This is a genomic window from Corynebacterium sp. KPL1824 (genome assembly GCF_000478095.1).
GTDB classification, from domain to species: domain Bacteria; phylum Actinomycetota; class Actinomycetes; order Mycobacteriales; family Mycobacteriaceae; genus Corynebacterium; species Corynebacterium accolens.
Genome location: NZ_KI515749.1, coordinates 156,541 through 182,058 on the forward strand (window position 1 = coordinate 156,541; position 25,518 = coordinate 182,058).

Genomic DNA, 25,518 nt, shown 5'->3' on the forward strand with positions numbered 1-25,518 from the left:
ATCCGAAAACAAATTCAGGGCCCGATCCTGCAAGATCGTGCCCTGCGGTCACGAAAATTTTTGTCGAAATTTTCGTGAGTATATCCATTCAACACGTTCTACCTATGTGAAGGAGATGGCTCAATCTTGTCATGCCTAAATGCGTTTTGCAATCGCGAATTTTCCAGTGCTCCCGTCGTCGTGGAATCGGGGTGCGATCATGGGGCGTTTTAAGGCCTTAGCAGCAGCACCAAGCTCCGAACCAACCAAGAGTGGTCGAGCTGGTGGTACGGCGACGTTGACGGTGGTGGCCGGAGATATAGCACCTGAGCGTGTGCGACGCTTGACCCGCCGGACCGTCCCTGATGCAGATCGGTATGCCCGACTTCGGGATGTGGGGATCCGGCGTCCTGTAGGCCCGTTGCGTTCGCAGGCAATCGAGAGGGCCGCGCTGGTCCAGGCCCATACGCGCGAGCTTGATGAGGTCGCCGATGCGAAAGCGTGCCGCGTGTTAGCGCGGTATCTGTACGACGAGGGGCTGGTATATGGTGTGGTCGATGAGGAGCGAGCCTTGGTCAGGGAGGCTGTCGATCGATGGCTTTTTAGAGATGACGTTTTCAATCGTCGAGCACAGCGCACCTATCGCACTATACTGTACGCCGCAGGTAGGGCACTGTATCCGAACCAATTTCCAGAGCCGCACCGCTCACGCGGTCCGCGTCGGAAGGCTGTCGCGCCAGCTTCCGAGCCACTGGCAGATGAGCTGTACGCCATCGTGCCCTCGCTGAGCGGCTCTTTGCGCCAGCAGCTGCTCGTGATTTTGGATCTCACCACCGGAGCGGGTTTGTCGGCAGGAGAAATCCGACGTCTCCGCGGAACCGATATCACTGCGCTAGAACTTCAGGAAAGAACCGTCGTCGTTGTTGCGGTACGCAAAAAGGGCGTGGTTAGTCGGGTGGTGCCGGTCGTGTGCCCTATTCGTGGGCACCGTCTGCTCACCCGCGCCCAAGAGGCTGGCGGTGGGTTCGTCTTTCCCTGTGTGGGGCAGACCATGCCACGCAACGCAATTTGTCATGTTGCAGATAGGTTGGATGAGCAGGGTTTTCCGCGTTTTAATGCGGCCGCATTGCGAAATCGTTGGGTGGTCGATTTGGCCACAGATCCGGCTATACCCGCAGCAATGCTGCTTAAGCTCGCTGGCATCGCGGATTTACGGATTCTGCACGACCTGGATGAATCGCTGCCGGACTATTCGTCCGCGGATATCGCGCATGCGCTGCTGCGGACCAAGGAGGCTGCAGAGGTATGACGATCGCACTACAGGAACAAAAGTTGACCTTTTCGCGCACCTACCTGGAGGAATGCGCACAAGTGATCGACAAATCTGGAGCACATACGTTCATCGATTTTTATCGACGGCAGGCAAAAGGAATCGGTGGGCGCACGGCAACTGGCCCACGCTACTCCATCTTTGCCGTCTTAACGATAGGACTAGCGCTGATTGGTACTCAACGTGCGCCGTCCATGGCAGAGATCTGGCGTACCCTCTGGGATCTGGATAGCGACACTCAGCAGCGACTGGGTCTTGACCTGCACGGATATAGTGGGGAAGGAACCTACCGCGCATTCGCCATGTGGCTGACCAGATATCTGGAACCGCTGGATTCTCTACCGGATATCCGTGCCCGCCGAGACAAAAACGGAGCTCATCGTCAAACGATGGCTGCGCGGACCGAGGAGCAGCAGCAGGCCTCAGTGGTCGCCAGTGAGCGCCTCCACCAAGTTGTTAATGCCATCGTAGCTGGGTCTATCGATGACCCGTCCCCGTCGGGATACAAGGGCGACGTGGTTGCGGATGAGACGATCATCGATTTGGCTGGTCAATCCCAAGGGCTGGGCAGCCGCGACGATAAGCAACGCGGTGCAGCATACTCCGGCGCCTTCTACATCCGCGATCGCGAGGACCACTCCCTGCATGCCGAGGCCGGAAGCCGACGCATCACCAAAGGCGGTGTAGGCCTCGGTGTGACTGCAGTCAGTCGGGTCGGGCCACCCCAGGCGGTCTATGGCATACCGTCGGTGATCACCGCCATATCAATCGACAAACCAAGCTCCGGGTCGGTGATGAGCTTGGAGCGTGCTCTTCGCTTCCACCAAGAAAATGGCTTTGACCAGCGCACGAAACGCGGTCGGATCCCTTTTCTCACCGTGGACATGGGCTACAACGTCAAACGTCAGTTTTCTGATGTTGTACTCGATGCGGGGTACGCGCCTATTGTGCGGTATCCAATCTCGTGGCGCACCATCATGGCCTCAGATGCGCCAGGAACGACTGACATGTCGAGCGGCCCAGTCCAGATCGCAGGCGATTTCTACTGCCCCATGGCCCGTCACCTGGCAGGTGACGGGAAAATCACCCGCCGTACTGTGGATCTTCTCGACGAACCGGACGGTTTCGAACAGCATGATGCACAGATGGAAGCCCTATTTCCACTGCTGATGGGCACGAATTCGCGTCCGTATCGTAAACGGGCGACCCGCGGTAGACCCAGTAAACAAGAAGTTGAAGGTGATCTTCCGGTGAAAATCGATCTGGTTTGTCCCGCCGTCCAAGGCAGGGTGAAATGCCCGCTTAAGCCGGCTTCCATGGTTTCTGCCGAAAATGGAGCCCCTACTGTTGCACCGTCCTGGGATGCCACACGGTACCGGTGCTGCTCAAGCTCGAGTATTACTCAAACCTACACGCCTGAGCAGTGGAAACGGGCCCAGTGGGGGCTAGTGCCAGGCTCGTGGGAGCACACCGCCTACTACGAATCCGCACGTGCCATTACTGAACAACGGTTTTCCATTATGAAATCCCACTACGTCACAGGTATGGATAACCTGAGGCGCGGCGTTCGGCGAGAGCCAATGCTCTATATCACCATTGCTCTGTGGATAGCTGCAACAAATCGGGCTATTCAGGATTCATACGCTAGGCGGCGGCCATCGGAGGATTCGATGAAAAAGCGCCTGCGCATGATTGAAGAAGACCTTGGTCGTACCCCGGTAAAGGCTCCACCTCGAACCTAAAAGGTCTGGAAACTATTTAGCACGCATGTACTAACACTCGTCCTGCTTCGGCAGGGCGAGTTTCTTCTGCCGTCAACGGGAGGGCAAAAGTAAAAAAGTTTGCTTGCTGAGGCCACTTATAGCACGGTCTTTCATCGACTTTTTGGCCTAGTTGAGGCGGAATTTATTCTCGGGAGATTACATAAGTGCTGCTCGGGAGCTGTACACAAGAATTACCGTGTGACCATGGGATGTGAACAGCACACAATGAGCAGTTGAACAAACTGCGAGACCGGAGGTAACAAACTCGAAAGGGTTCGTGACCTTCGGTTTCTTTGTTTTCTGAACTTTGGCGGTTGAGGATTGCAAGTGTGGGAATTTACATCCTAACTCCCGCTCTCTTCTGTCGAACTCTTGTTTTCGATGGTGTCAACAAGTCATTTTGCTTGTTATTTTGATCTGACGTTCTGGCTTTAGCTCCCGCTTCGGGGCAATTGGAATCCTCCAACTGAGATGTTTTCCTTGGGCTGTTGGAGGATTTCCTAGTTGTTGAATCCCAATTTAAGAATTAAACGACTGGGCTGACGCGGAACAGGTTTCCATCAGGGTCGGCAACTACGAAGGTGCGGCCGAAGACGTCATCGTCGGGTGGCTGCACAATTTGGACTCCTTTTGATTGGTGCTGTTGCAAAGTTGGGCGGAGAGCAGCGAAGACTCAGTTTCTCATTCCCTGATGGCCGCTGCGTGTGGGCGTTGTTAGGCCGTCTCGAAGACCCGGTTGACGATCACCGCGTCCGGGTTCGGTTGCCCGTAGGCAAACATCGTGCCTTGCCCTTTCCGCAATGAGTGCATCGCCTCCATCCCTTTCAACGTCCGATATGCAGATGTCCGGTTCTTAAACGCGCCTTTTGGCCCGAGGATCCGCTTCAGCCGACCATGGTCGCCTTCCAGGATGTTGTTGAGGTATTTCACCTGCCGGTGTTCCACTGTTGGCGGGCAGACTCCCTCTGACTTCAACTCGGCGATTGCCCTGGCTAGGGAGGGTGCTTTATCGGCGTTGATCACTCTGGGATACCCGGCTGACGCATTGGATCTGACGGCCTTGGCCAGGAAACACTTCGCTGCGGCCACGTTCCGATTCGAAGAGAGGTAAAACTCCAAGGTCTGTCCACCGGCGGTGATCGCCCGATAGAGCTAGCACCACCTGCCGCCGACCCGGATATAGGTCTCATCCACCCGCCAGGAACTAGCTTGCCAGTCAGGTACCTGCCGGTACCACCGTGTTTGCTTGTCCAGCTCAGGCGCGCATTTCTGGACCCAGCGGTAGATCCTGGTGTGATCGACCGGCACGCCCGGCTCGGTCATCATTTCCTCCAGATCGCGGTAGCTCACCCCGTAGCGGCAGTACCACCCACTGCCCACAGAATGATGTCACGGGGGGAAATGACGACCCGAGAAAATACCCATGGCTGTGATTAGTTCACGTCGCTCTTCCTACTGCCCCAACTTTGCAACAGCACCCAAAGCCCTGGAATGAACTCCTGTCACCAGGGTCATTCCAGGGCATATTTCCCTGACTAAGAGAAGCAGTGACACAGAAGGTCTACCTCAGCGTGGGCCCTGTGGGCGTGCAGGTTCCGTGTGTGGCTGGTGTGCTGCGGCATGGTCGGCAGCGATTGATGATCGACTCTGGAGTGGGTGCCTTGTCTGGTCTCGCGGTTCAGGGTGGGTGGACTATTCGGCGGGTTGGATCTCGCTCTCGGTGACCCACTTGTGGTTGGTCATCGTCATCCCGTCGACGGTGAGATCAACCATGTAGACCGTCTCCTCGGTGGAGTAATCGATGGTGGCCTCAGCACCCTTCATGCCGGACATGTGCTCGGCATCCAGGACAACGCTCGCCCCGTCGGGCAGGGGGGCCTGACCCGGATCGACGAGCTCCTCATGGACGACCCAGCGGTGGTCGGTAACCGGGGCTCCACCCTCGGCGGGGGTGTAGCTGACCGAATAGGTCGTGGTGTCAAACGCCCCGGAAATGGTGGCGGTGGCCCCGTCCATGCCGGGCATGTGGTCAGCGGTGAGGATGACCTCGGTGCCCACCGGGTACGTGGGATTCTCGGCCTCTTCAATGCCTGCCGGCGGTGCCCCGCCGTCGGCAGGGTGGTCGTGCCCGCCGTGCTCTTCGTCGGCAGTGGTGGTGTCTTCCTGGTGGGTCTCGTTGGTCTCTGCGGTTGCCGTCGTGGTGCTGGTGGTGTCGGCATCGTCGGAGTTGTCGGTGGCGTCGCTGCAGGCGGTCAGCGCCAGGGTGGAGGTCAGTACCAAGGCGGCGAGGGTAATGCTGCGTTTCATGAGCGTTCCTTTCAAAGGTGGTGTGAGTTAGGGGTCGAGAGACAAGGTCAGTCAGTAACGGTTACGGGGGATATCGACCCACTGTGTTCCTCCTTCCCGTCGGTCGGAGCCAGGTGAGCCGGCTCCAGATCAATGCGGCGCAACAGCTGGGCGTTCAGGGCCACCACGATGGTCGAGGCAGACATCAAGATCGCGCCCACGGCCGGGGACAGCACGAACCCGATCGAGGCGAGCACTCCGGCGGCCAGCGGCACGGCGAGGATGTTGTAGCCAGAGGCCCAGATCAGGTTCTGGATCATCTTGCGGTAGCTGGTCTGGGACAGCTCAATCATCGACAGCACTGCCCGCGGGTCATCACTGGCTAGGACCACCCCGGCAGATTCCATGGCCACATCCGTGCCGGCACCAATGGCGATACCGACGTCCGCGCGGGTCAGAGCGGGGGCGTCATTGACACCGTCACCGACCATGGCCACGCTCAAACCCCGGTCCTGCAGCTGCGTGACCTTGGTGTCTTTGTCCTGAGGCAGGACCTCGGCGAAGACTTCATCAATGCCTAAGTCCTGACCGACGGCGTGAGCCACCTGCTGGGCGTCGCCGGTGATCATCGCGACCTTCACCCCGCGTTCCTGCAGGGCTTTCACAGCGGCGCGGGATTCGGGGCGGATCTTGTCCTCGACGGCCACCGCACCGATGATCTGACCGTCGCGGACAATATGGAGCACACCGGCCCCACGCCCGGTCCAGGCGCTGGTGGTGTCGGTGAGCTCGGCCGGGGTGGTGAGGTTGAACTCGCGCAGCATGTTCGGCCCGCCCACGAGGATCTCAGCGCCATCGACAGTGGCCCGGACCCCCCGGCCGGAGGCGGCGTTGAAACCAGTTGCACGGATTTGCCGACGGGAGGCCTCGGGATGGGCGGCTGCGGCCGCCACGATGGCGCGGGCCACGGGGTGCTCGCTGTCGGCCTCCGCAGCGGCGGCCAGGGCCAGTAGCTCGTCCTCGGTGACGCCGACAGCTGCCGCGACACCGGTGACCGCGTGCGCACCCTCGGTCAGGGTGCCGGTTTTGTCGAAGAGCACCACGTCGATGGTGCGCATCCGCTCGAGCGCCATCCGGTCCTTGATGAGCACCCCGGATTTCGCGGCCCGCTCGCTGGAGATCGCAATGACCAGCGGAATCGCCAGGCCCAGGGCGTGCGGACAGGCGATGACCAGCACCGTAACCGTGCGCACCACGGCATCGTCCGGGCTGCCGATGATGGTCCACACCACCGCGGTGATCAGAGCGGAGATCAGCGCGAACCAGAACAACAACGCCGCCGCCCGATCCGCCAGGGCCTGGGCCCGGGAGGAGGACTCCTGGGCGTCGGCAACCATGCGTTGGATCCCGGCCAGGGCGGTGTCCCCGCCGGTAGCCTCCACCCGGATGCGGACGGTGTTGTCGGTGGCCACGGTACCGGCGACCACCTTGTCACCGGTGTCGCGGAAGACGGGACGGGATTCGCCGGTGATCATCGCCTCATCGAATTCGGCGGCTCCGTCGAGGATGGTTCCGTCGGCCGGCACCCGGGCACCGGCCCTCACCAGCACGACGTCGTCGACGACCAGCTCGGAGATGGCCACGGTGTGGGTGGTCCCGTCGATGACTTTCTCGGCCTCATCCGGCAACAGGGCGGCCAGTGCGTCAAGTGCGGAGGACGCGGCCCCGAGAGCGGACATCTCCAGCCAGTGGCCCAGCAGCATGATGGTCACCAGCAGGGCCAGCTCCCACCAGAAGTCCAGGTCGAAACCGCCCAGCCCCAGAGTGGTGACCCAGGAGGCGACAAACGCCACGGTGATGGCCATGGCGATCAGGAGCATCATCCCGGGTTGGCGGGATTTCAGTTCTTTCCATCCGCCCTTGAGGAAAGGCGTTCCGCCGTAGACGAAGATGATCGTGCCCAGCACCGGGGGGATCCAGGTGGATCCGGGGAATGCCGGGAGGTGGTAGCTGAGCAGGTGGGCGACCATGGGGCTGAAAATAACGACGGGAATGGACAGAATCAGCGACCACCAGAAGCGGTCCCGAAACATTGCGGTGCTGTGTCCGGCGTGTTCGCCGTGACCATGAACGTGGTGGTCTTCGTCCGGGGCGGAATGCGGGTGATCGTGGGGCATTGCCTGGCCGTGGGTGTCGGCATCTGCGTGGTGTTCGTGGCTGGCATGATCCGGGTGGTGGGTGTGGTCTGTTTCCGGAGCGGGGTGATCACCATGGTGATCACCCGAATGGTGGGGAGTGCTCATGACGTTCCTTTCGCTCAACCCGGTCGGGGTCGAGATGATGGGTAAAACTGATCAGGATAAGACGGTGTAGCCAGCCTCCTCGATGGTCCGGCGAACCATCTCCGGAGGTACGACACCGGTGACCGTGACGGTGGAAACTCCACCAGCAGCGAGATCAATCTGGACGTCGTCGACCTGGGGGAGGGCCTGAAGGGCCTGGGTCACGCTTTTCGCGCAGTGCCCGCAGGTCAGGCCGGTGACCTGGTAGCTAGGGGAGGACCCTCCTGCTGCCGAGTCGCTGGCGGCAGGGATGGAGGCGGTGTCGGCACGTGAGGCAGGTCCGCAACAGCTGCAGCCGTGGGAGGCCATCGGCAAGAGGCGGGGCGGGGAGGGGATCATGGGAAAGCTCCTACGAGTCGGTGGGATGCGGCGATGCCACTCTCTAGCATATACCCCCCAGGGGTATATTTTCAATGGGTGGAGGGCGGGCTCTCACGCGGGGCAGGGTGTGGTCACCGAGCAGCCTCCTCACTGTCGGGAGGGGACAGCGGGAGGCGGAGGGCAAACACCGCTCCGCGACCGGGTCCGGGGGAGGTGGCGGTGAGAGTGCCGCCGTGGGCCTCGATCAATGCCTTGGAGATGGTCAGACCGATACCGGCCCCGGCGTCGTCCCGGCTGCGGGCGGCATCCCCCCGGTAGAAGCGTTCGAAGATGTGTCCGAGCTGGTCAGGTGGGATGCCCTCGCCGTCATCGGCGACGTGGATGAGCGCGGCGGACGCCCCCTGCCGGTGGACGCTGATCCGGACCTGCCCGCCGGCCGGGGTGTGCCGTAGCGCGTTCGACAGGAGATTGCTCATCACCTGGCCGAAGCGTTGCCGGTCCACGAGCACCCGGGCGGTGTCTGTAATGGTCTCGACCTGTAAATCGACGCCTTTGTCAGCATAAGCTTCCCCCGCGGCAGCAGCGGCGGTATGGAGCAGATCCCCGAGCCCTTCCTCCACCAGGTCCAAATCGATCCGGTGTTCCTGGGCCCGGGAGACATCGTCGATGTCTTCCATCAACCGGGTCAGGCGGGTGAGTTGGTCAGCCATGATCGTGTGGGTGGCATTATTCCAGTCCACGACCCCGTCCTGGAGACCATCGAGGTAGACCGTGAGCACCGATAAGGGGGTGCCCATTTCGTGGGCCAGATCAGAGAGCATCTGGCGACGGACCTGTTCGGTGTGTTCCAGCCGATCGGCCATGGTGTTGAAGGCATGCGCCAGGGTGGTGACCTCGGGGCCTGCTTTTCCGGCGGGCACGCGGATACGGGAGTTGCCGGCCGTCAGGCTGGTAGCGGCGCGGGTGAGATCCTGCAGGGGGGTGCGCAGACGACGCGATAACCACAGGCTGGCCAGCAGGGCGCTGATCAAGGCGGTGGGCAGGGCGACGGCCAGGGTGATCAGGTTGGCGCCCCGGTAGGCTTGCTCGGCATGGAACAGCTCCAGCGAGGGGTCCTCCCGGCCGGTCATCAACATATGATCATGGAACAGGGTCGGACCCACCATCGTGGCCACGGCCGCGGCCACCAGCAGGCTAATCACCACGACCAACACCTGGGCGGCCAGGAAGCGGAAGGTCAGGCCGGGTCCGTGATTCATGGCTGCTCCACCCGGTAGCCCACGCCACGCACGGTGTCGATAAACCCCCGGCCCTGGGTGTCGGTGCCGAGCTTGCGACGCAAGTTGCCGATGTGGACATCGACGATGCGTTCATCACCGACCCAGGTGGTGTCCCAGACCTCGGTGACCAGGTCGTGGCGGGTCAGCACCTGGCCGGGGCGCAGGGCCAGGGCAACCAGCAGCTCGAACTCCGTGCGGGTGAGCTCCACGGTCGTCTCCCCCACCCGCACCTGATGGGCGACGGGGTCAAGGATGAGGTCACCAACGATCAAGGGGGTGGTCACCTGCGGTGGGGTGGTGCTGGTGCGCGGGCGGCGCAGCACCGCATGCACCCGGGTCACCAGTTCCCGGATGCTAAAAGGTTTGGTGATGTAGTCATCCGCCCCCAGGGTCAAACCGCTGATCTTGTCGTCCTCGCTGCCACGCGCGGTGAGCATGAGGATGTAGCAGTCTGAGAAGGTGCGGATGCGTCGGCACACCTCCAGGCCGTCGAGTTCGGGCAGCCCCAGATCCAGGACCACGACATCGGGGGAAAAGCGACGGGTCTCGTCCACGGCCTGGGTGCCGGTGTGCGCCTGGCGGGTATCGAAGCCGGCCCTGATGAGGTAGGAGGCCACCATCTGAGCCAGGGGTTGTTCATCATCGACGACCAGCACCCGCCCCGGGGGCGTGGCGGTGGTCGGTGTGCGGTCAGCCATAGGCCCCAGTATTGCTCCGGTCAGGGGGGAATACCACCCTCGCTCAGTGCCCGGCGGGGCAATCTTCATCAAATCTTCAAACATCACCCTTCGACTGCCGTCACCCTTGTGCCCCACCCCGGGCCGGCGGCATCGCCTCCCCTGGTCGGTTCAGCAGGCGCCACCAGGGATTTCACTGCCTGCACCGCATACCCGGGGCGGGTAGAAGGACATCGCCCACGGCTGTGGGGTGGTGTCCCGGTGGTGACCCAGCCCACCGAATCCACCCCCTTTTCGCCCTGCTATAAGGCTGTGAGCAGGGCTTTTGATTTCTAGTCCGTCAGGCACCCGTGCTAGATAAAGGTATGACATCGACCTTGAGGCGGTGTCTTCTCACGGTCTTACCACGATCCAAGGAGATTGACGTGAAACGAGCAGCGATCGCAGCCGCCGCCCTTGCCCTCGCCCTCACGGGGTGTTCGGCCGCCGACCCGGAACCCACCGCCGACGGGACGGTGTCCCGGGATACATTCCTGACTACCCATGGCCTGGCCGCCATGGACGCGGTGGAGATCATTGATCACCTCGACCGGCAGAAGGTCACTGAGCGTCCCACGGATCTGATCGCTTCAGTGCGTGCCGATGAACTGCTGCTCTCGAGCGATGACCAGGAAGTCGTGGTCGATCTTCCCGACAATCAGACGTATGTCTCGATCGCGCCCTATCTCACCTCCACCCACGACTGCTTCTACCACAGCCTCACGACCTGCCTGGGGGAACTCGACAATGAGGATATCCAGATCACGATCACCGATGAGGCGACCGGTGAGGTGCTGGTGGACGAGGCGACAACCACCTTCGACAACGGGTTTATTGGCTTCTGGCTTCCCGATGATGCCACCGGCCTGATTGAGGTCAGCTACCAGGGGCGTACCGGCACCGCGGAGTTTTCCACCGCCGACGATGGTGCCACCTGTGTCACAGACCTGCACCTGACGTGATGGCTCAGCAGGGTCCTCACCTGCGCCTGTCTCCCGTGTCACTGAAATCTAACACCAAGGAAGGTTAAATCATGATGAATGGATTTTCCCGACGACAGTTTCTGCTCGGCGGGCTCGTCCTCGCCGGCACCGGGGCCGTGGCCGCCTGCACCAGCGACCCTGGACCCGCTGCCTCGGCACCAGGTTCCTCTCTTCGCCCCACTCCCACCCCCACTGCGCTCGGTGAGCCGACGGTGCGCCGGACACTGACCGCCCGGCCCCTCTCTCTGGATATCGGCGGCATCGAAGCCAAGACGTGGGGATACGTCTCTGACACCGGGGATGCGGCCATTGAGGCCACCGCCGGCGACGTCCTCCAGGTCGATATCACCAATGAACTTCCTGAGAGCACCTCCATCCACTGGCATGGTATCGCACTCCACAACGCAGCCGACGGTGTGCCCGGCATGACCCAGGACCCCATTGAACCTGGCGAGTCTTTCTCCTATGTTTTTGAAGTCCCCCACAGTGGCACCTACTTCTACCATTCCCACTCCGGCCTGCAGCTTGATCGCGGCCTCCACGCCCCACTGATCGTCCGTGACCCGCAAGACGCTGAGGACCAGGACGTCGAGTGGACCATCGTGCTCGACGACTGGGTCGATGGCATTCAGGGCACTCCCGACGATGAGCTCGACAAGCTCACCGGAATGGGTTCAGGCGACCATAACGGGAAGAAGGGAATGGGAGGTCACGGCCAGATGATGCACGGCACCCCGGACCGGGTACTGGGCGGGGATGCTGGCGATGTGATGTATCCGCACTACCTCATCAACGGACGTATCCCCCGTGCTCACCGGACCTTCGAGGCTCGCCCGGGCGACAAGGCCCGCCTGCGGTTTATCAACTCCGGCGGTGACACCATCTTCAAGGTGGCCCTCGGTGGTCACCGCATGACCGTCACCCACACCGACGGCTTCCCCGTCCAGCCTCGGGAGACCGAATCGATCTACCTGTCGATGGGCGAGCGTGTCGACGTCGAGGTCATCCTCGGCGACGGCATCTTCCCGCTCACGGCTTTGGCGGTGGGTAAGGACGACCGCGCCTTCGCCGTCATCCGCACCGCCGGCGGCCAGGCCCCCCACCCCGATGTCGACTTCCCCGAGTTGTCGTCCACCGGACTGCTTCTGTCCTCCCTGAAGCCAGCAGACCGTGCACTCCTGCCCGAGGACACACCAGACCGAGAAGTCAGTATCGACCTGGGCGGGCAGATGATGCCGTATGAATGGAGCATTCTCACCGACGGCCAATCCTCCTCCGCGACCGTGCAGGAGGGCCAGCGCCTGCGGATGGTCATGCGCAACAGAACCATGATGCCCCATCCCATGCACATCCACGGCCACACGTGGGCGCTGCCCGGCAGCGGCGGGCTACGCAAGGACACCGTCCTTCTCCGCCACGGTGAAACCATGATCGCCGACCTGATCGCTGACAACCCCGGTGAGTGGGCATTTCACTGCCATAACGCCTATCACCTGGAAACCGGGATGTTCAGCTCGCTTCGCTACGAGTAACCCCCACAGCAGGGTTGAGTGCCGAGGTGGGCGGGGGTGTCCCCCGAGTAGTGGACACGGCGTTGGTGTGAAGTGTCCCAGGTTTTGTTCCGTTTGAGTAGATGGGAAAATCTGGAATATGCCGAGAAAATTTGACCAGGATGCAAAGGATCGTGTGGTCCGTCTCGTGGAAGATCGCATCGTGGCGGAAAATATGTCGATGCACCCCGCGTGCCAGGCAGTAGCTCCAAAGCTGGGGGTTTCATGGCACACGGATCGTCAATGGACTTAAGCCTGCCCGCCGTGCAGGAAACATCCCAGAACCTGTATCTGAAGATTTGGCCGCCGAAAATGCCAGGCTGCGCCGTGAAAATCAAGAGCTACGCGATACTAATGAGCTACTGAAGGCTGCCTCGGCTTTTTCGCCTCATGACTCGACCCGAAACGTTAAGAAATGATCCGGTTCATCGATGAAAACCGGAATCGTTTCACTGCCCGAGTTCATCTGCAAGACGTTGAAAAATAACCGGGCTGGTGGGTTTATCACCTCGCGTGGGTATCGCCAGTCCAAGGCTCGCGGGTTAAGTGCTCGTCGACTTCGTGATGCTGCGTTGGTTGAACGCATTAGTGCTGTTCATCGGGATAATTATGGTGTCTTAGGTGTGCGGAAAATGTGGCATGCTCTTCGCCGTGAAGGAATCGATATCGGGCGTGAACACGCTACCCGGCTGATGCGCCTGGCTGGCGTTTCTGGCAAAGGCAAAGGCGGATCACCGATTACAACCCGAAAAGCTCACGTGCCTGATTTGCGCCCGGACTTGGTCGAGCGTGAATTCAAAGCCCGGGGCCCGAATAAGCTGTGGGTGGCTGACATTACCTATGTACGGACACGAAAAGGATTCGTCTACACCGCGTTTGTCACCGACGTCTACTCCCGGCGGATCGTCGGGTGGGCGCTGTCAGATTCGATGCGGACCGAAGCTTTGCCGCTGCAAGCACTCAACCAAGCGATTGTGTGTGCTGAGGAAACAACAGGTCTCATTCACCATTCAGATCACGGGTCGCAGTACGTCAGCGTTGTCTACAACCAGCGCCTTTCCCAGCATGGCATTGCCGCTTCCACTGGGACTGTCGGTGACTCCTACGACAATGCTCTGGCTGAAAACGTTAACGGCCCCTCATAAGAACGAGCTAATCCATACTCGCAGGTGGAATGACGTTGTAGAGGTAGAAATTGCGACATTCGAGTGGGTGTCATGGTGGAACGAGGTAAGGCTCCACCAAAGCCTGGGATACCGAACCCCGGCCGAGGTGGAAACCGAATTTTGGAAGAAAAACCCGCCACAGGCAATAATGGAAATCAAGGCAAATGCCTAGGAACAAAACTCGGGGCACTTCATTCCTTGGCGGAGTATGCAATGCCGTTCAGGTGGCTGCACTGCGAATCATCGTGGTGGGAACCGTACCTGATGGGGTGAAGCCCAAAGCCCTTTCTACGATGGGATCGATAAATAGCTCTGCAATGCTTATTGGATACATCATTGGGGCGCCAATCGTAAGTGCCATCGGCCCAGCCGCGGCACTGGCCGTATCCGGAATTGGAACCTCGGTGCTCACAGTAGGACCAGTCCTGAAACACCGTTTGCAACAATGACCATGTATTCACCTAGTTGCTATTTTTCTGCTTTTTCGTGCGCAGCATATCCATGCTCATTACGGCGCCGATGATGGCTGCGTGTTGTTGCTCGTTGAGGTCTGGCGCGATCCGCAGGAGATACGTGTTTTTACCCATGAAGTAGTTGCCCATGCCGGTCCACTTATTGGAGACATCGGCAAGCTGGCGATCCTGGGAGGTGATGGTGAGGTTCCAATCCCAGAAATCGCCGTGCACTTCGACGTCGGCAAAGCCCTCCATTGTTAATTTCATCTTGGTTTTGAACATGGAGAAGCGCTTGGTGATAACGGCCATGGGCTGTTCAATTCCCGGTAGGTGTACTTCGTAGGTATCCCGCAAAAAATTAGGCGGATCCGAGATCGTCATGACTGTTTGTTGGGGGTTGCCTTCGGCATCCGTGAGTGCGACCTCCAAGCTACGGGAGGGTTTAAACACCATTTCCTTAAGGCTGGTGGATTGCACGATGGTGCCCACTGGGGTCCCGTTGACATCAGAAATCATGAATCGATCCTTGAGGAGGGACTTGGTCTGGGAAATAACCAGCTCGTCGAGCGTGAATAATTTTTGCATCATGCCAGCCAATGTATTCCAACCGGCGAATTTAATCCTCCTCCCTAGGGGTGGTTTTTGCTTCTTCCTGTGCTTGGTGGGCCTCCTCGTAGGCTCGCGCGCGGTGGGCGGTCATGGTTTGTGCAAAAGTTTGCACCCAATTCTTATTCTTTTCTGCCAGTGGGCCGGAAGGATCGGTGACGGTCCAGGTGCCGTCTTCGAAGAGCCAAATAATGTCCCGGGTGTGTGGGTCCATGACGTAGAAGACGCGGCCATCGGTCTTTATGTTGTGGTGGTGCTGGCACAGGCACGCAAGGTTTGCGGGAGTCGTCGGCCCGCCATCCGCGTGGTTGATGCGGTGATCCTTTTGGCACACCGTGGCAGGGCGGTTGCAGCCAGGGTAACGGCAGGTGCCGTCGAATCCTTCCAGGAAGGCTGCCATATCCGGCGGGGTGACATATCCCTTTACCTCCTTATCCGGGTTCATTTCCCGGATCTTGGAGTAGGGCAGCGCGTTGGAGCGCGCCGGGTCGAGCCACCCAACGGATTCAATGAATGCGGGGGAGTTGGGGACATCGGTTGCCTTGTAGGCATTCAGGATGACCTGGGGTGCTTCGGTATTGCCGGTGAGGAGGGAAATGGCGGCATCGGCAAGCGAGCAATCCAGCTTGAGTGCAGTCTCCTTGATGCACTTATCTACGCACGCCATCACCGAGGGATCCGCGCTCAGCGTCATCGCCGTAGTATTGTTGCCCCAATTTTCCATGGTGTAGCGCGGCTGGGTCGGCCCCTTCTTGACCGCAAGGGTGTCATCTTCGAGGTTGATGAGCTCATTGATCTTTCTTTTAATCTGCGCTTGCGTCCGCATGGCCTGGTTGGCGCGGGTGGGAGTGAGGTAGGCGGTGAGCTGCTCATCGATGCGCGCGATTACCTCCGGGGTCGGGTTGCCCAGGCGGTTAAGGGATTTATTGATGGCAATGAGGCGGTCTAAATCTAAGTGATAGAGCTCGTGTTGCAGCTCTTTCAGCTGCGGGAGCTCTTCCAGGCGGTACAGGGCCATCAGGATATGGCCGATTCGCCCTTCATTAACTCCGGTGGTGCGGTAGAGGGATTGGGTGACTAATTCGAAATCAGAATCGAGATCGGGGATCTGTTCAGTCCAGAACTCGTATTCAGTCTTCCGCATTTCAAAAGCTAAGCGTGTAGTGGGGTCTTTGGTGTTGGTCGTGGAAAAGTAGGGATCTTCCATGGCGCTTAAAACCTAAATTTGTTGTGTGAACGTGTGTACGAAAAACACTATAGAACACCCGCCGGACATTCGCCTGTTTTAAGGTGTTTCTGCAGGTAGAACTGCATATTCTTCCGTTAGGATAACCAGCTTAAGAAGCAAAATTATGTGCTAGCTTGAGGAAGGTATGAGTCAGGAGCAGGAAACGCAGGAAGAACCCGGCCGCGCGTGGTGGCAGTGGTGGGCGCCTTTGGCGATGATCGCTAACTTCCTGGGGCTCCCGCCGGCGATTTACCAGGCGGTTTCCGGCACGGTATTGCTCGGCATCATGGGTGGGCTTACCGTGCTTATTGCTCTTATCGATGCCACCACATTCCGCTACTCATGGACCATCTTCTGGGTTGCGGGCATCGCCTATTTCGCGGCCATAGAGATGTACTTCAACGAGGGGACATGGATTTACCTGCCGGTAGTGGTCCTTTTGGCGTTGGGTGCTAGCAAATTGGGCGCCAAGTTGAGGAAGCGCTGATGGAAATCTGGCGGTTGGATCACCCTGAGGCTGGCCTGCTCGAGGTTGAGCGCGGCTACGATGCCGAGTTCGCTGAGCAGGGCGAATGGCCCAAGGAGCCGAAGGAATTTACGCCGGTGCTTGGCGATGCCCCCTTTATCTACCGCCTCCAGCTCTGGCGGAAGAATCCCACACCCCGCATGCAGATCGTGGTCGACCACGAGGTTCGTAGCCGGCACGACAAGCCGCGTGGTGGCCGTTATTCATTGCAGAAGAATCTGGAAAACGATCTCTCATTCAGTGAGAATAGTGCGCCGCTGACTAAGCCTTATGTAGATATCCAAGCCACGCCCTTTGGGGAGATACAGGATGTCTACTACCGCGATGGGGAGGAGGCCGTGGACTTTGATCCGCCGCCGGGCTCCTTGGGTGAAAAGCGGCGCCGGGCAATGGAAGAAAGCCCCTTCAAGCGCGTGCTGTATCCACTGCTCGGTGGGCTGGGGAAGTCCGGGTGGGCCATCGCGATGATTGTTTTGGCTCCTATTATTAGCCGCATCCTCTCGTGCTTGCTGCCGGATTGGGAGCTGCCAGATGTAGATTTCCCAGAGATTTACCTTCCGCTGCCAAATCTGCCGAATCTGCCGGAGCCACCGCAGATTACCTTGCCCGCGCCGCAGTTTGCGGTGCACTTTGTACCGCCGGAATGGGTGGTTTTCCTTATGGATTACAGCAGGGTGTGGATGCCTATAGTTATTGCCATTGCCTTTGGGGTGATGGCGGTGCGCAATGCAAAGAAGTCGGAGGCGAAGAAGGAGGAGTGGCAGAACCATGAAGATTCGCGGCGCGATTGATGAGGAGGGCCGGTGCAAGCATTGGCATTCCCCGCTCGACGTGGTGGCCAATAAGTGCGCGACCTGCGGCGAGTACTTTGCGTGCGCGCTGTGCCATGCGGAGCTGACGGATCATGAGTTTGGGCCCATGCTTGTCGATGCCCCCGCTGCCCTCTGCGGTTCCTGCGGCTTCGAGATGGATTACCGGCTGTATTCTACTGTCGAGGCATGCCCGGAGTGCGGGCATATGTTTAATCCCGGCTGCAGTGCGCATGCCGGGATCTACTTTCAGGTCACCGCGTAAAAGCGAGGGGAGAGTGCTACTGGTTCAAGCCCAAGAAGCGGTTGACTAAGCTGTGGTAGGCGCGCACGGTGAGATCGAGATCCTCGAGGTAGAGGTGCTCATCGTGGCTGTGTAGCTGTGAGTTGGCGCTGGCCATATCGCGGCCCTCGGCATGCATCGCGAAACCGTAGGCGTTGCCGCCCTTGCGGCGAGCGAAGCGGAGGTCGGAGCCACCGGTGGCGTGGACGGGGACGACGTCTTTATTGGGGAAGAACTCTTTGGCGGTGGCCTCAATGGTGCGCCAGAGCTCGGTATCGGTGGAGGACTGGGTGGCGTTTTCGGTAATGAGGTGCTCGATTTCTACCTCATTGGCGAGATCGCCCAGTGCGCTGCGGAGGAAATCGTCCAAGTCTTCCTGGGTTTGCCCAGGGAAGGGGCGGATATCCATCTCGAGGTAGGCGTGGGAAGGAAGCACGTTGATGGCTCCGCCGGCGCGCAGGACGGTCTCGGCGATGGTGGTGTGGCTAAAGGCGTGGGCGTAGGCATCGAGGTTGCCGAACTTGGTGTAGTCACCGGTGCCATCGATAAGCTCTTTTTCGGTCTCAGGATCGAACTTGAAGGTGCGGACGAAGCCCTCCCAGATCTCGTTGGAGGCTGTGGGTGGCTCGGCCTCGGCGATGCGGCGGGCGACCTCGCCGATCTTTACGATGGCAAAGTCTTTGCCGTAGGGAGTCGAGCCGTGCCCGGCATCGCCGGTGACGTGGAGGCGGCGCTGGCCAGCACCCTTTTCGCCCACGTTGAAGCCCACCGCGCCGGGCAGGTGGCTACCGCCGGTCTCGGAGAGGCAGTTCTTCCAAGAGAAGGCATCGGGGTGGTTTTCTGCCATCCACCGCACGCCCAGGCCACCGCGGGCCTCTTCATCGGCCATGCCCACGAAGGCGAGCGTTCCGCCGGGGTTGCCGGCGCGCGCTACCTCGCGGGTGACGGCGGCCATGGTGGCGGTAATAAAGAGCATGTCTACTGAACCGCGGCCGTAGAGCTTGCCGTCTTCAATGAGTGCCTCGAAGGGCGGCTTAGTCCACTTGGGTTCGTCGACGGGGACGACATCGGTATGCCCCATAAGGGTGAGGGGCTCCTTGGCGGGATCGCCGGGGACGGTCACCACGATGGACACGCGTCCCGGGTGGGATTCAAAGCGCTCGATGGAGACGTCTTCACCGGCAAAAAAGTTCTCAAGAGTATCGGCATTGCGCACCTCAAAGCCGGAATCCGGGGTGAGGTCGTTTACGCAAGCATTGCGGATGAGTTCTTGGAGGAGTTCGAGGGTGTCATCGTAAAGCGTCATGCCCCTTAGGGTAATCCCGCGAAAAAAATTTTGTGATTTTGGCCAAAGTTGAACGGCGTTCAAGTATGGTTCACTGCATGAGCATCATCGACATCGCCCGTGAGAAAGCTCTGGAGCAAGGCAAAGGCCTTAACCAGGAAGAACTACTACAAGTACTGCAGGTTCCAGATTCCCAGCTGGAAGAAATTGCTGATATCGCCCACCAGACCCGCCTGAAGTGGTGCGGCCCGGACGTATCGGTGGAAGGCATTATCTCCATCAAGACCGGTGGTTGCCCAGAGGATTGCCACTTCTGTTCCCAGTCCGGCCTTTTTGAGTCCCCAGTGCGCGCAGTGCGCCTGAACATCCCTGAACTGGTGGAAGCGGCACAGAAGACCGCCAAGACCGGCGCCACCGAGTTCTGCATCGTCGCTGCGGTGAAGTCCCCGGATGACCGCCTGCTGGACCAGGTGGGCGAGGCCATCGCCGCCATTAATGATGCCGTTGACATCGAGATTTCCTGCTCCCTGGGTACCCTGACCCGCGAGCAGGCACAGCGCCTGAAGGACATGGGCGCACAGCGCTACAACCACAACCTGGAGACCTCCCGCTCCTACTTCCCCAACGTGGTCACTACCCACACCTGGGAAGAGCGCAAGAAGACCCTGGATTACGTGCGCGAGGTAGGCATGGAAGTCTGCTGTGGCGGCATCATCGGCATGGGCGAGTCCCTGGAGCAGCGCGCTGAGTTTGCAGCCCAGCTGGCAGAGATCGATCCGTGCGAGGTTCCGATGAACTTCCTCGACCCTCGCCCGGGCACCCCATTCGCTGATCGCCCGCTGGTTCCGCTGGGAGAGGGCCTGCGCGCCGTTGCTGCATTCCGCTTGGCGATGCCCTCCACCACCCTCCGCTTCGCTGGCGGCCGCGAGCTTTCGCTTGGCGATGACGGCACCGAGCGCGGTTTGCTCGGCGGCATCAACGCCATCATTGCTGGCAACTACTTGACCACCTTGGGTCAGGAAATCGAAAAGGATGTGGACATGCTGGGCCGCATCGATCTCCCGATCAAGGCTCTGTAGTGTCCGAGCCGAACTCTGAGTTGGCAACCGCCGTCCTGGCCGGGGACGAGCCAATTTTCCACCCCAATACCGGCAAGCCGATCGAAGAGGTCTTCGCGCTGCACCCCGCCGCAGCCGCCGGCCTTGACGTGCCGCGCTACTGCCAGATCTGCGGCCGCCGCATGGTGGCCCAGGTGCGCCCCGATGGCTGGCACACCAAGTGCTCGCGCCACGGGGAGCTAGATTCCGAGTGGTTATACGTAGAGCAGCTACCAGAGAGCTAGCATTACCAAGATAAGGAGCCGCTGCCGCAAGGCAGGCGGCTCTTTTTCTATTGAAAAACAGCCGTGAACTGCGGGTAGGTAATCCTACTTGCGAAATTTGGTGCGTCCTACTTTAGAGATTTGGTACTCTCTACTTTAGAGATTTGGTGCGTCCTACTTGCGAAATTTGGTAAATATATGTTTGTTCCTCGGCAGCTCAGTGGATCTATAACGCAGTTAATGAAATGGTTTCCAGTTGTCAGCGTGACGGGGCCGCGGCAGTCTGGGAAGTCGACTCTTCTGAGAGAAATGTTTCCGGACTTGTCATACCTCAATCTTGAGGATCCAAGTATCCGAAGGGTGGCACAAGAAGATCCTGTGGGTTTCCTTTCGAGCCAACGTGGACCGTTGATTATAGATGAGGCTCAATATGCACCGGATCTGTTTTCCGTTGTCCAACTTCGTTCGGATGAAGTGGGAAGCCCTGGGCAATATATCTTATCCGGATCGCAAAATTTCTTGCTTATGGAATCCATAACGCAATCGCTGGCGGGCCGCGTTGGGATCAGTCATCTGTTGCCCTTCGGCCTCATGGAAGCTCGCTCTATATCAGCTGATCTGACCGTTGATGAATTTATGGTTCGTGGTGGATATCCGCGCTTGTACCAGGCTCAAATTCCTCCGGAAATCTATTTTGAAAACTACGTGCAGACTTATCTCCAACGGGATGTGAGTGGGTTACTCAATGTTCGGAATAGTGATAGCTTTTGGCGATTCATTAAGGTTTGTGCGCTGCAAGCTGGAAACTTAATCAACTATTCCGCAATCGCAAATGAGATTGATGTTTCTTTCCAGACGGTAAAAAATTGGGTCTCAATTCTGGAGTCTAGTTTCATCATATTTTCTTTACCCAGCCACCATTCCAATCCCCGGAAGGTGCTTACTAAGACCGCGAAGTTGTATTTCTATGATACTGGTCTGTTGTGCCACCTTCTTGGTATTTCTTCACCAGAAGAACTTTCTGTGCATCCACAGTCAGGTGCAGTGTGTGAAAATATGGTGGTAGCAGAAACCATGAAAACGCATATTCACTCTGGTCGCAAGCCGGATCTACGGTTCTATCGGGATAGTTCTAAAAGAGAAATCGACCTATTGGATTTTACGGGCGGCGATCCTAAGGCTTATGAAATCAAGGCATCGCAGACCTATCATTCCAAATACACGCGTCATCTCGCGACTGTAGGTGAAGAGCTGGAGATCAAACCCGCAAACCGCACAGTGCTATACCGCGGCCAGCATTCCTTCGAAGCGAATGGTGCGCAGGTAGTCCCTGTTGAGCAGTACTTGAAGGCGCTTGATTAGATTGGTGGGTATGGATCCCGCTGTAGCCCATGCTCATCAGTCCGCGCTGCGATCGATTGCGCGTGTCGTGGAGGAGACGGCGCCGCGCACGGAGGCGGGCAAGGCATTGGGGGACATCGCCAAGCAGCTGCGAGAAGGGCCGGTGATGGTGCTGACGGGGGCGGGGGTATCGACGGAATCGGGGGTGCCGGATTATCGCGGACCGCGGGGCTCGCTGAGCAGGCACCGGCCGATGACGTATCAGGAATTTCGCCATGATCCGGCCGCTAGCCATAGGTATTGGGCGCGCAGTTTTGTGGGCTGGCGCGTGATGGATTCCGCGGCGCCGAATCGCACGCATTATGCGCTCGTGGAGTTGGAGCGCGCCGGGCTGGTTAATGGTGTGGTCACCCAAAACGTGGATGGCCTGCATAAACGGGCGGGTACGGAGAGGTTGGTGACGCTGCACGGTGATATGGAAACCGTGGTGTGCCTGCTGTGTGGTCACCATGAGGATCGCGGGCACTTCGACGCGCGATTGGCTGCCGCGAACCCGGGATACCTGGAGCGCCTAGTCGTGGAAAGGGACCAAGTTAACCCGGATGGTGACGTGACGCTGGATGAGAAAGATGTTGCGGCGTTCCGGATGGCTGGCTGCGAGCGTTGCGGATCGGAGCTGCTCAAGCCGGACGTGGTGTATTTTGGCGAGCCCGTGCCAGCCACGCGGCGGGATGCGGCCTTTGCGCTATTGAACGAGGCTAATTCGCTGCTGGTGGCCGGTTCTTCGCTGGCGGTGATGAGCGGATACCGCTTCGTGCTTGAGGCGAAGAAGCAGGGCAAGCGCGTGGCCGTTATCAATGGCGGGCCAGGCCGCGGGGATAAGAAGGTGGATACGCTGTGGCGCACGCAGGTGGGCCCGGCTTTTGATGCCCTGCTCGATGAGTTGGAGATTTAATCAACGCGGCGTGTGCTCTACCATCCTGAGCAGCGTGCGCACGATGGCGTGCACGCGCCTATCCATGGGCATATCTTCGTGCATGACCACGGCGTGGCGGTCAAAATCTTGGATATAGATATTGCGCACCGCACCCTCAGGAGCGCCCTCTGGGTCGAGGAAGCAGGTCTCGGGCGGGACGACGACGGCATCGGAACGCGTGGCAATGCAGGTGTAGCTCACGCCGGATTCGAGGTCGCCATCGCGGTTGACATCGCGAAGCACCTCGCTGCCTACCACCTGGTCCATGCCGGCGGGGCCAAACCAGCCATCGATAATGGAGCGGATCACCGCCTCTTGGCGTTGGGTGCGAATGAGGCGACTGGCGATGCCCCCGTGGGTCGTCCCATGATTAGGCGCGCTGATGCTCATGAGGTGGACGACCTTTTCGGCGCCGCCGTCCATGCGCATCCAGTACCGCGCGAGCAGTCCGCCCTGGGAGTGGCCTACCAAGATGACCTTTTCTGCTCCGGTGACGGCGAGCACGGTATCGATATACGCGCCGAGCTGCTGCGACGATTCCGGGATGGTCTGCGTGGCGCGATGGCCATAATCAGGGGCAAAGACCGCCCAGCCGTCTTGGCGCAAGATATTGCCCATAATTTGCCAGACGCCCTTGGTATCGCAGGTGCCGTGGACCAGGATGACCGGCCAGGGGCGCTCGTCGCTCGGGCGGGCGCCCCAATCGTCTTCGAAAACGCCGCGCGGCTTCGTGCGTGCGCCGAGGGGGAGGGTCCTTGCGGCATCGGCATCGAGGGCGGAATCGCCGGGACTGGACTTGTCCTTTTCGGCCTTGAGGCGGTCAACGATCTCGTCGGCGACGTCATCCTGCAAAGCACTGGCCGCGGCCGGGGAGGCGATGCCAAGGCGTGGCGAATCTTTTTCTTCGGGTGCATCTTCCTCGTTCACGCGCCCGAATTTGAGGAGTTGTTCAGAAATAATGCTTTTCAACTCTGCAAGAGATTCGACAGCCATGCTTTAAATCATACGCGTTAATGCAGGTAAATGGCCTCTTTGGAAAAGTTGAAGAAATTTATGGAGAAAGCGCTTGACCTCGCGCCACAATCGTTGTAAACTTAGGCTTGCCTAATCACGGGCGGTGCTTACGGCGTAGGGCGCTCCACTCCTTGCCGCTAAGTGCCAGAGATTAGTCATGGGGAGAGGGCCCGCCGATGCGCAGTCGGCGGGCCCTCGTTTATGCAAGAAAACTTGCACGATTATCGCAGGCCGCTTAGCCTTGCTAATTGTTCAGGATTTCTTGCACGATTGGAGTAAGGGTGAGCCCGCGAAAGTATGAGCATCCAGCCATCGAAGAACTAGAATTCGTCCGTGTTCTGGCCGCAGTAAGCGATCCCATCCGGTTGGAAATGGTTAAGCGCATGGCGGACGGCCAAGAGCACGATAGCTTGGGCCTTGCCGATGACCTCCCGAGATCTACCCTGACGTATCACACTCGACAGCTCCGCGAAGCGGGAGTGACGTGGACAAGAAGTAAGGGTCGAACCTGTTTGATTTCTTTGCGGAGCCAAGACTTGAATGAACGTTTTCCGGGCTTGCTTGATGCGGTGATTGACAATGCTTAAGCAGCTGTGGCCGTTTGTCATAGGTAGCGTGGCCCTCGGCTTAGATGCATATGTTATTGCTGGCTTGCTGCCGCAGATTGCGGAAGACTTGGGCACGAACGGCAGCATGATTGGCTTGGGTGTCACCGCTTTTACCGGTGCGTACGCTGTATCTGGTCCGCTGTTATCGGGTAAAGCGGGCAAGAATCCGCGTAGCGGCCTGCTTGGCGCAATCGCTGTATTTTCTCTGGCGAATATTATGACTGCCGTATCACCTACGGTGGGAGTTTTTATCGTCTCGCGGCTAATTGCTGGTGTGGCGGCGGGAGTCTATTCGCCGTTGTCCTCAGCGGTTGCGGGTATGTCTGTCGCAGCAGAGCGTCGCGGGCGCGCACTGTCATTGGTCCTAGCTGGATTGGCGGTGGGAACTGTCGTGGGTGTGCCGGTGGGATTGGGTGTCGCTGAGCAGTTAGGCTGGCGGGCTACTATTGGGTTGGTTTCGCTAGTTGGCATAGTGGCGATGGTAGGTATAGCGTTGCGAAATCCGAGTGCCGTACCGGCTGTGCCTTCTTCCTCGCTGAGACAGCGAGTCCGAGTCATCGGCCGAGTAGATAATTTACTTACGGTCCTAGTTACTTTCTTTGTGGGAGTGGGGTCGTTAGGTTTGTACACCTATATTTCTGTCGTGCTCGGTCGTGTGCAGGTAGACACCATTGCGGGCATGTGGATATGGGGTATCGGTGGCGCAGTGGGCGCATTTGGAATCGGGCGGGTGCTCGATAAGGTAGATAGTTCTCGCACGCTAACGTTAATAATCATTGCTTTACTTGCGGCTGATTTCGCGCTATTACTGCTCTTCCCTTCGAGTCATGTGGTGGCAGTGGTGTGCCTATTTGCATGGGGGCTTTTGGGTTGGGCTTCTATGGCGCCGCAACAAAATACCATGCTCAGTGCGAACCCTGATGAAGGTGCGACTGCAGTCGCTGCGAATGCATCTGCAAACTATCTGGGCTCAGCTGTTGGTTCTGCAGTAGGGGGTCTTTTGCTTCCTTCATCCACGGGGCTTTTGCTTGCTGCGCTATTTGCAATTTTATTAGGAATCGCATGCAATGTTGGAGTCGGCACTCTTTCTCGCGCTCGGTCCGGCGGGCATGCGGCTTAGGCACCCCAAGGACTACTAAACTTTATTCCCGTATCGGCAAAAGTTAAACGCTTTTTGTGGCTCATACCGCTGATTTTCGCGCATTAAATGAGGCATTCGTTTTTCGGAGTACGCGGTGCACTGTGAGTACTTCGCCATATTCTTTTGTCACTGTGGTGTCGAAGGGTACGGTTTTCTTTCCTTTAATCGTGCAGCGGAGAGCTTCTAAAAGTCCGGTCTTTCCGCCTTCC

Annotated in this window: 24 protein-coding genes and 2 pseudogenes; 15 read left to right on the forward strand and 11 right to left on the reverse strand. The window is 59.0% G+C overall.

Annotated elements, in window-relative coordinates:
• Nucleotides 1-400 precede the first annotated feature (400 nt).
• Together HMPREF1267_RS00685 and HMPREF1267_RS00690 are read left to right on the forward strand one after the other, a co-directional pair.
• Nucleotides 401-1,288 (forward strand): hypothetical protein, encoded by an 888-nt coding sequence (locus HMPREF1267_RS00685; RefSeq protein ID WP_232207972.1) that lies wholly within the window; start codon nt 401-403, stop codon nt 1,286-1,288.
• Nucleotides 1,285-3,051 carry a hypothetical protein gene (locus HMPREF1267_RS00690; protein WP_023028059.1) on the forward strand — a complete coding sequence of 589 codons (1,767 nt, stop codon included), beginning with the start codon at nt 1,285-1,287 and terminating at the stop codon, nt 3,049-3,051. Before HMPREF1267_RS00685 ends, HMPREF1267_RS00690 begins: the two co-directional genes overlap by 4 nt.
• Nucleotides 3,052-3,598: 547 nt before the next feature.
• Here the strand turns inward: HMPREF1267_RS00690 and HMPREF1267_RS12920 are convergent.
• From HMPREF1267_RS12920 to HMPREF1267_RS00725, 7 genes and pseudogenes are all read right to left on the reverse strand, one after another.
• A complete protein-coding gene (locus HMPREF1267_RS12920) occupies nt 3,599-3,721 on the reverse strand; it encodes a VOC family protein (RefSeq protein ID WP_005276107.1) in 123 nt (40 codons plus the stop codon).
• Nucleotides 3,722-3,786: 65 nt separating this feature from the next.
• A pseudogene (locus HMPREF1267_RS12465) lies at nt 3,787-4,497 on the reverse strand (IS6 family transposase).
• 267 nt (nt 4,498-4,764) lie between these two features.
• Nucleotides 4,765-5,379: a YdhK family protein gene (locus HMPREF1267_RS00705; protein WP_023016443.1), complete on the reverse strand. Its 615-nt coding sequence runs from the start codon at nt 5,377-5,379 to the stop codon at nt 4,765-4,767.
• 47 nt (nt 5,380-5,426) lie between these two features.
• The gene (locus HMPREF1267_RS00710) at nt 5,427-7,661 is read right to left on the reverse strand and encodes a copper-translocating P-type ATPase (protein WP_023028060.1); all 2,235 of its coding nucleotides are present in this window, start codon (nt 7,659-7,661) and stop codon (nt 5,427-5,429) included.
• Nucleotides 7,662-7,712: 51 nt separating this feature from the next.
• Nucleotides 7,713-8,039 (reverse strand): heavy-metal-associated domain-containing protein, encoded by a 327-nt coding sequence (locus tag HMPREF1267_RS00715; protein WP_023024756.1) that lies wholly within the window; start codon nt 8,037-8,039, stop codon nt 7,713-7,715.
• A gap of 113 nt (nt 8,040-8,152) precedes the next feature.
• Entirely contained in the window at nt 8,153-9,280 is a 1,128-nt protein-coding gene (locus HMPREF1267_RS00720; RefSeq protein ID WP_005280523.1) for a cell wall metabolism sensor histidine kinase WalK, read from the reverse strand.
• Nucleotides 9,277-9,999: a response regulator transcription factor gene (locus tag HMPREF1267_RS00725; protein WP_023028061.1), complete on the reverse strand. Its 723-nt coding sequence runs from the start codon at nt 9,997-9,999 to the stop codon at nt 9,277-9,279. Before HMPREF1267_RS00725 ends, HMPREF1267_RS00720 begins: the two co-directional genes overlap by 4 nt.
• Before the next feature lie 404 nt (nt 10,000-10,403).
• On the opposite strand from HMPREF1267_RS00725, the gene HMPREF1267_RS00730 reads away from it, so the two are divergent.
• From HMPREF1267_RS00730 to HMPREF1267_RS13520, 5 genes and pseudogenes are all read left to right on the forward strand, one after another.
• Nucleotides 10,404-10,979, forward strand: a complete 576-nt coding sequence (locus tag HMPREF1267_RS00730) for a CueP family metal-binding protein (RefSeq protein ID WP_023016447.1) — start codon at nt 10,404-10,406, stop codon at nt 10,977-10,979.
• Between the two features lie 71 nt (nt 10,980-11,050).
• Nucleotides 11,051-12,532, forward strand: coding sequence for a multicopper oxidase family protein (locus HMPREF1267_RS00735; RefSeq protein ID WP_023028062.1), 1,482 nt, complete (start codon nt 11,051-11,053; stop codon nt 12,530-12,532).
• Between the two features lie 72 nt (nt 12,533-12,604).
• A pseudogene (locus tag HMPREF1267_RS13255) lies at nt 12,605-12,803 on the forward strand (hypothetical protein).
• A gap of 178 nt (nt 12,804-12,981) precedes the next feature.
• Nucleotides 12,982-13,695: an IS3 family transposase gene (locus HMPREF1267_RS00740; protein WP_156906102.1), complete on the forward strand. Its 714-nt coding sequence runs from the start codon at nt 12,982-12,984 to the stop codon at nt 13,693-13,695.
• On the forward strand, nt 13,661-13,888 hold the full coding sequence (locus HMPREF1267_RS13520; RefSeq protein ID WP_023028065.1) for an integrase core domain-containing protein: 228 nt from the start codon (nt 13,661-13,663) through the stop codon (nt 13,886-13,888). Before HMPREF1267_RS00740 ends, HMPREF1267_RS13520 begins: the two co-directional genes overlap by 35 nt.
• Nucleotides 13,889-14,177: 289 nt before the next feature.
• On the opposite strand, the gene HMPREF1267_RS00745 is transcribed toward HMPREF1267_RS13520, so the two are convergent.
• Nucleotides 14,178-14,759, reverse strand: coding sequence for an LURP-one-related/scramblase family protein (locus HMPREF1267_RS00745; RefSeq protein ID WP_023016452.1), 582 nt, complete (start codon nt 14,757-14,759; stop codon nt 14,178-14,180).
• A 28-nt stretch (nt 14,760-14,787) separates the two neighbouring features.
• Nucleotides 14,788-15,921 (reverse strand): HNH endonuclease signature motif containing protein, encoded by a 1,134-nt coding sequence (locus tag HMPREF1267_RS00750; protein WP_232215086.1) that lies wholly within the window; start codon nt 15,919-15,921, stop codon nt 14,788-14,790.
• 229 nt (nt 15,922-16,150) lie between these two features.
• Here HMPREF1267_RS00750 and HMPREF1267_RS00755 point away from each other — a divergent pair, with 229 nt between their 5' ends.
• Genes HMPREF1267_RS00755 through HMPREF1267_RS00765 form a run of 3 tightly spaced genes read left to right on the forward strand, consistent with a single transcriptional unit; the run spans nt 16,151 to nt 17,605 of the window.
• Nucleotides 16,151-16,492, forward strand: coding sequence for a hypothetical protein (locus tag HMPREF1267_RS00755; protein WP_023028066.1), 342 nt, complete (start codon nt 16,151-16,153; stop codon nt 16,490-16,492).
• Entirely contained in the window at nt 16,492-17,322 is an 831-nt protein-coding gene (locus tag HMPREF1267_RS00760; RefSeq protein WP_023028067.1) for a hypothetical protein, read from the forward strand. Before HMPREF1267_RS00755 ends, HMPREF1267_RS00760 begins: the two co-directional genes overlap by 1 nt.
• Entirely contained in the window at nt 17,300-17,605 is a 306-nt protein-coding gene (locus HMPREF1267_RS00765) for a CHY zinc finger protein (RefSeq protein ID WP_023028068.1), read from the forward strand. Before HMPREF1267_RS00760 ends, HMPREF1267_RS00765 begins: the two co-directional genes overlap by 23 nt.
• A 16-nt stretch (nt 17,606-17,621) precedes the next feature.
• Here HMPREF1267_RS00765 and HMPREF1267_RS00770 read toward each other — a convergent pair whose 3' ends face one another.
• A complete protein-coding gene (locus HMPREF1267_RS00770; protein ID WP_023016457.1) occupies nt 17,622-18,929 on the reverse strand; it encodes a M20/M25/M40 family metallo-hydrolase in 1,308 nt (435 codons plus the stop codon).
• 77 nt (nt 18,930-19,006) lie between these two features.
• Here HMPREF1267_RS00770 and bioB point away from each other — a divergent pair, with 77 nt between their 5' ends.
• From bioB to HMPREF1267_RS00790, 4 genes are all read left to right on the forward strand, one after another.
• Entirely contained in the window at nt 19,007-19,987 is a 981-nt protein-coding gene (bioB, locus tag HMPREF1267_RS00775; protein WP_005276160.1) for a biotin synthase BioB, read from the forward strand.
• Nucleotides 19,987-20,250 (forward strand): hypothetical protein, encoded by a 264-nt coding sequence (locus tag HMPREF1267_RS00780; protein ID WP_023028069.1) that lies wholly within the window; start codon nt 19,987-19,989, stop codon nt 20,248-20,250. The genes bioB and HMPREF1267_RS00780 overlap by 1 nt, the downstream gene beginning before the upstream one ends.
• Nucleotides 20,251-20,469: 219 nt before the next feature.
• The gene (locus tag HMPREF1267_RS00785) at nt 20,470-21,591 is read left to right on the forward strand and encodes an ATP-binding protein (protein WP_023028070.1); all 1,122 of its coding nucleotides are present in this window, start codon (nt 20,470-20,472) and stop codon (nt 21,589-21,591) included.
• A 10-nt stretch (nt 21,592-21,601) separates the two neighbouring features.
• Nucleotides 21,602-22,525, forward strand: coding sequence for a Sir2 family NAD-dependent protein deacetylase (locus HMPREF1267_RS00790; RefSeq protein WP_023028071.1), 924 nt, complete (start codon nt 21,602-21,604; stop codon nt 22,523-22,525).
• Here HMPREF1267_RS00790 and HMPREF1267_RS00795 read toward each other — a convergent pair whose 3' ends face one another.
• A complete protein-coding gene (locus HMPREF1267_RS00795) occupies nt 22,526-23,539 on the reverse strand; it encodes a triacylglycerol lipase (RefSeq protein WP_023028072.1) in 1,014 nt (337 codons plus the stop codon).
• A gap of 600 nt (nt 23,540-24,139) precedes the next feature.
• On the opposite strand from HMPREF1267_RS00795, the gene HMPREF1267_RS00805 reads away from it, so the two are divergent.
• Entirely contained in the window at nt 24,140-25,288 is a 1,149-nt protein-coding gene (locus HMPREF1267_RS00805; RefSeq protein ID WP_023028074.1) for an MFS transporter, read from the forward strand.
• Nucleotides 25,289-25,518: the final 230 nt, after the last annotated feature.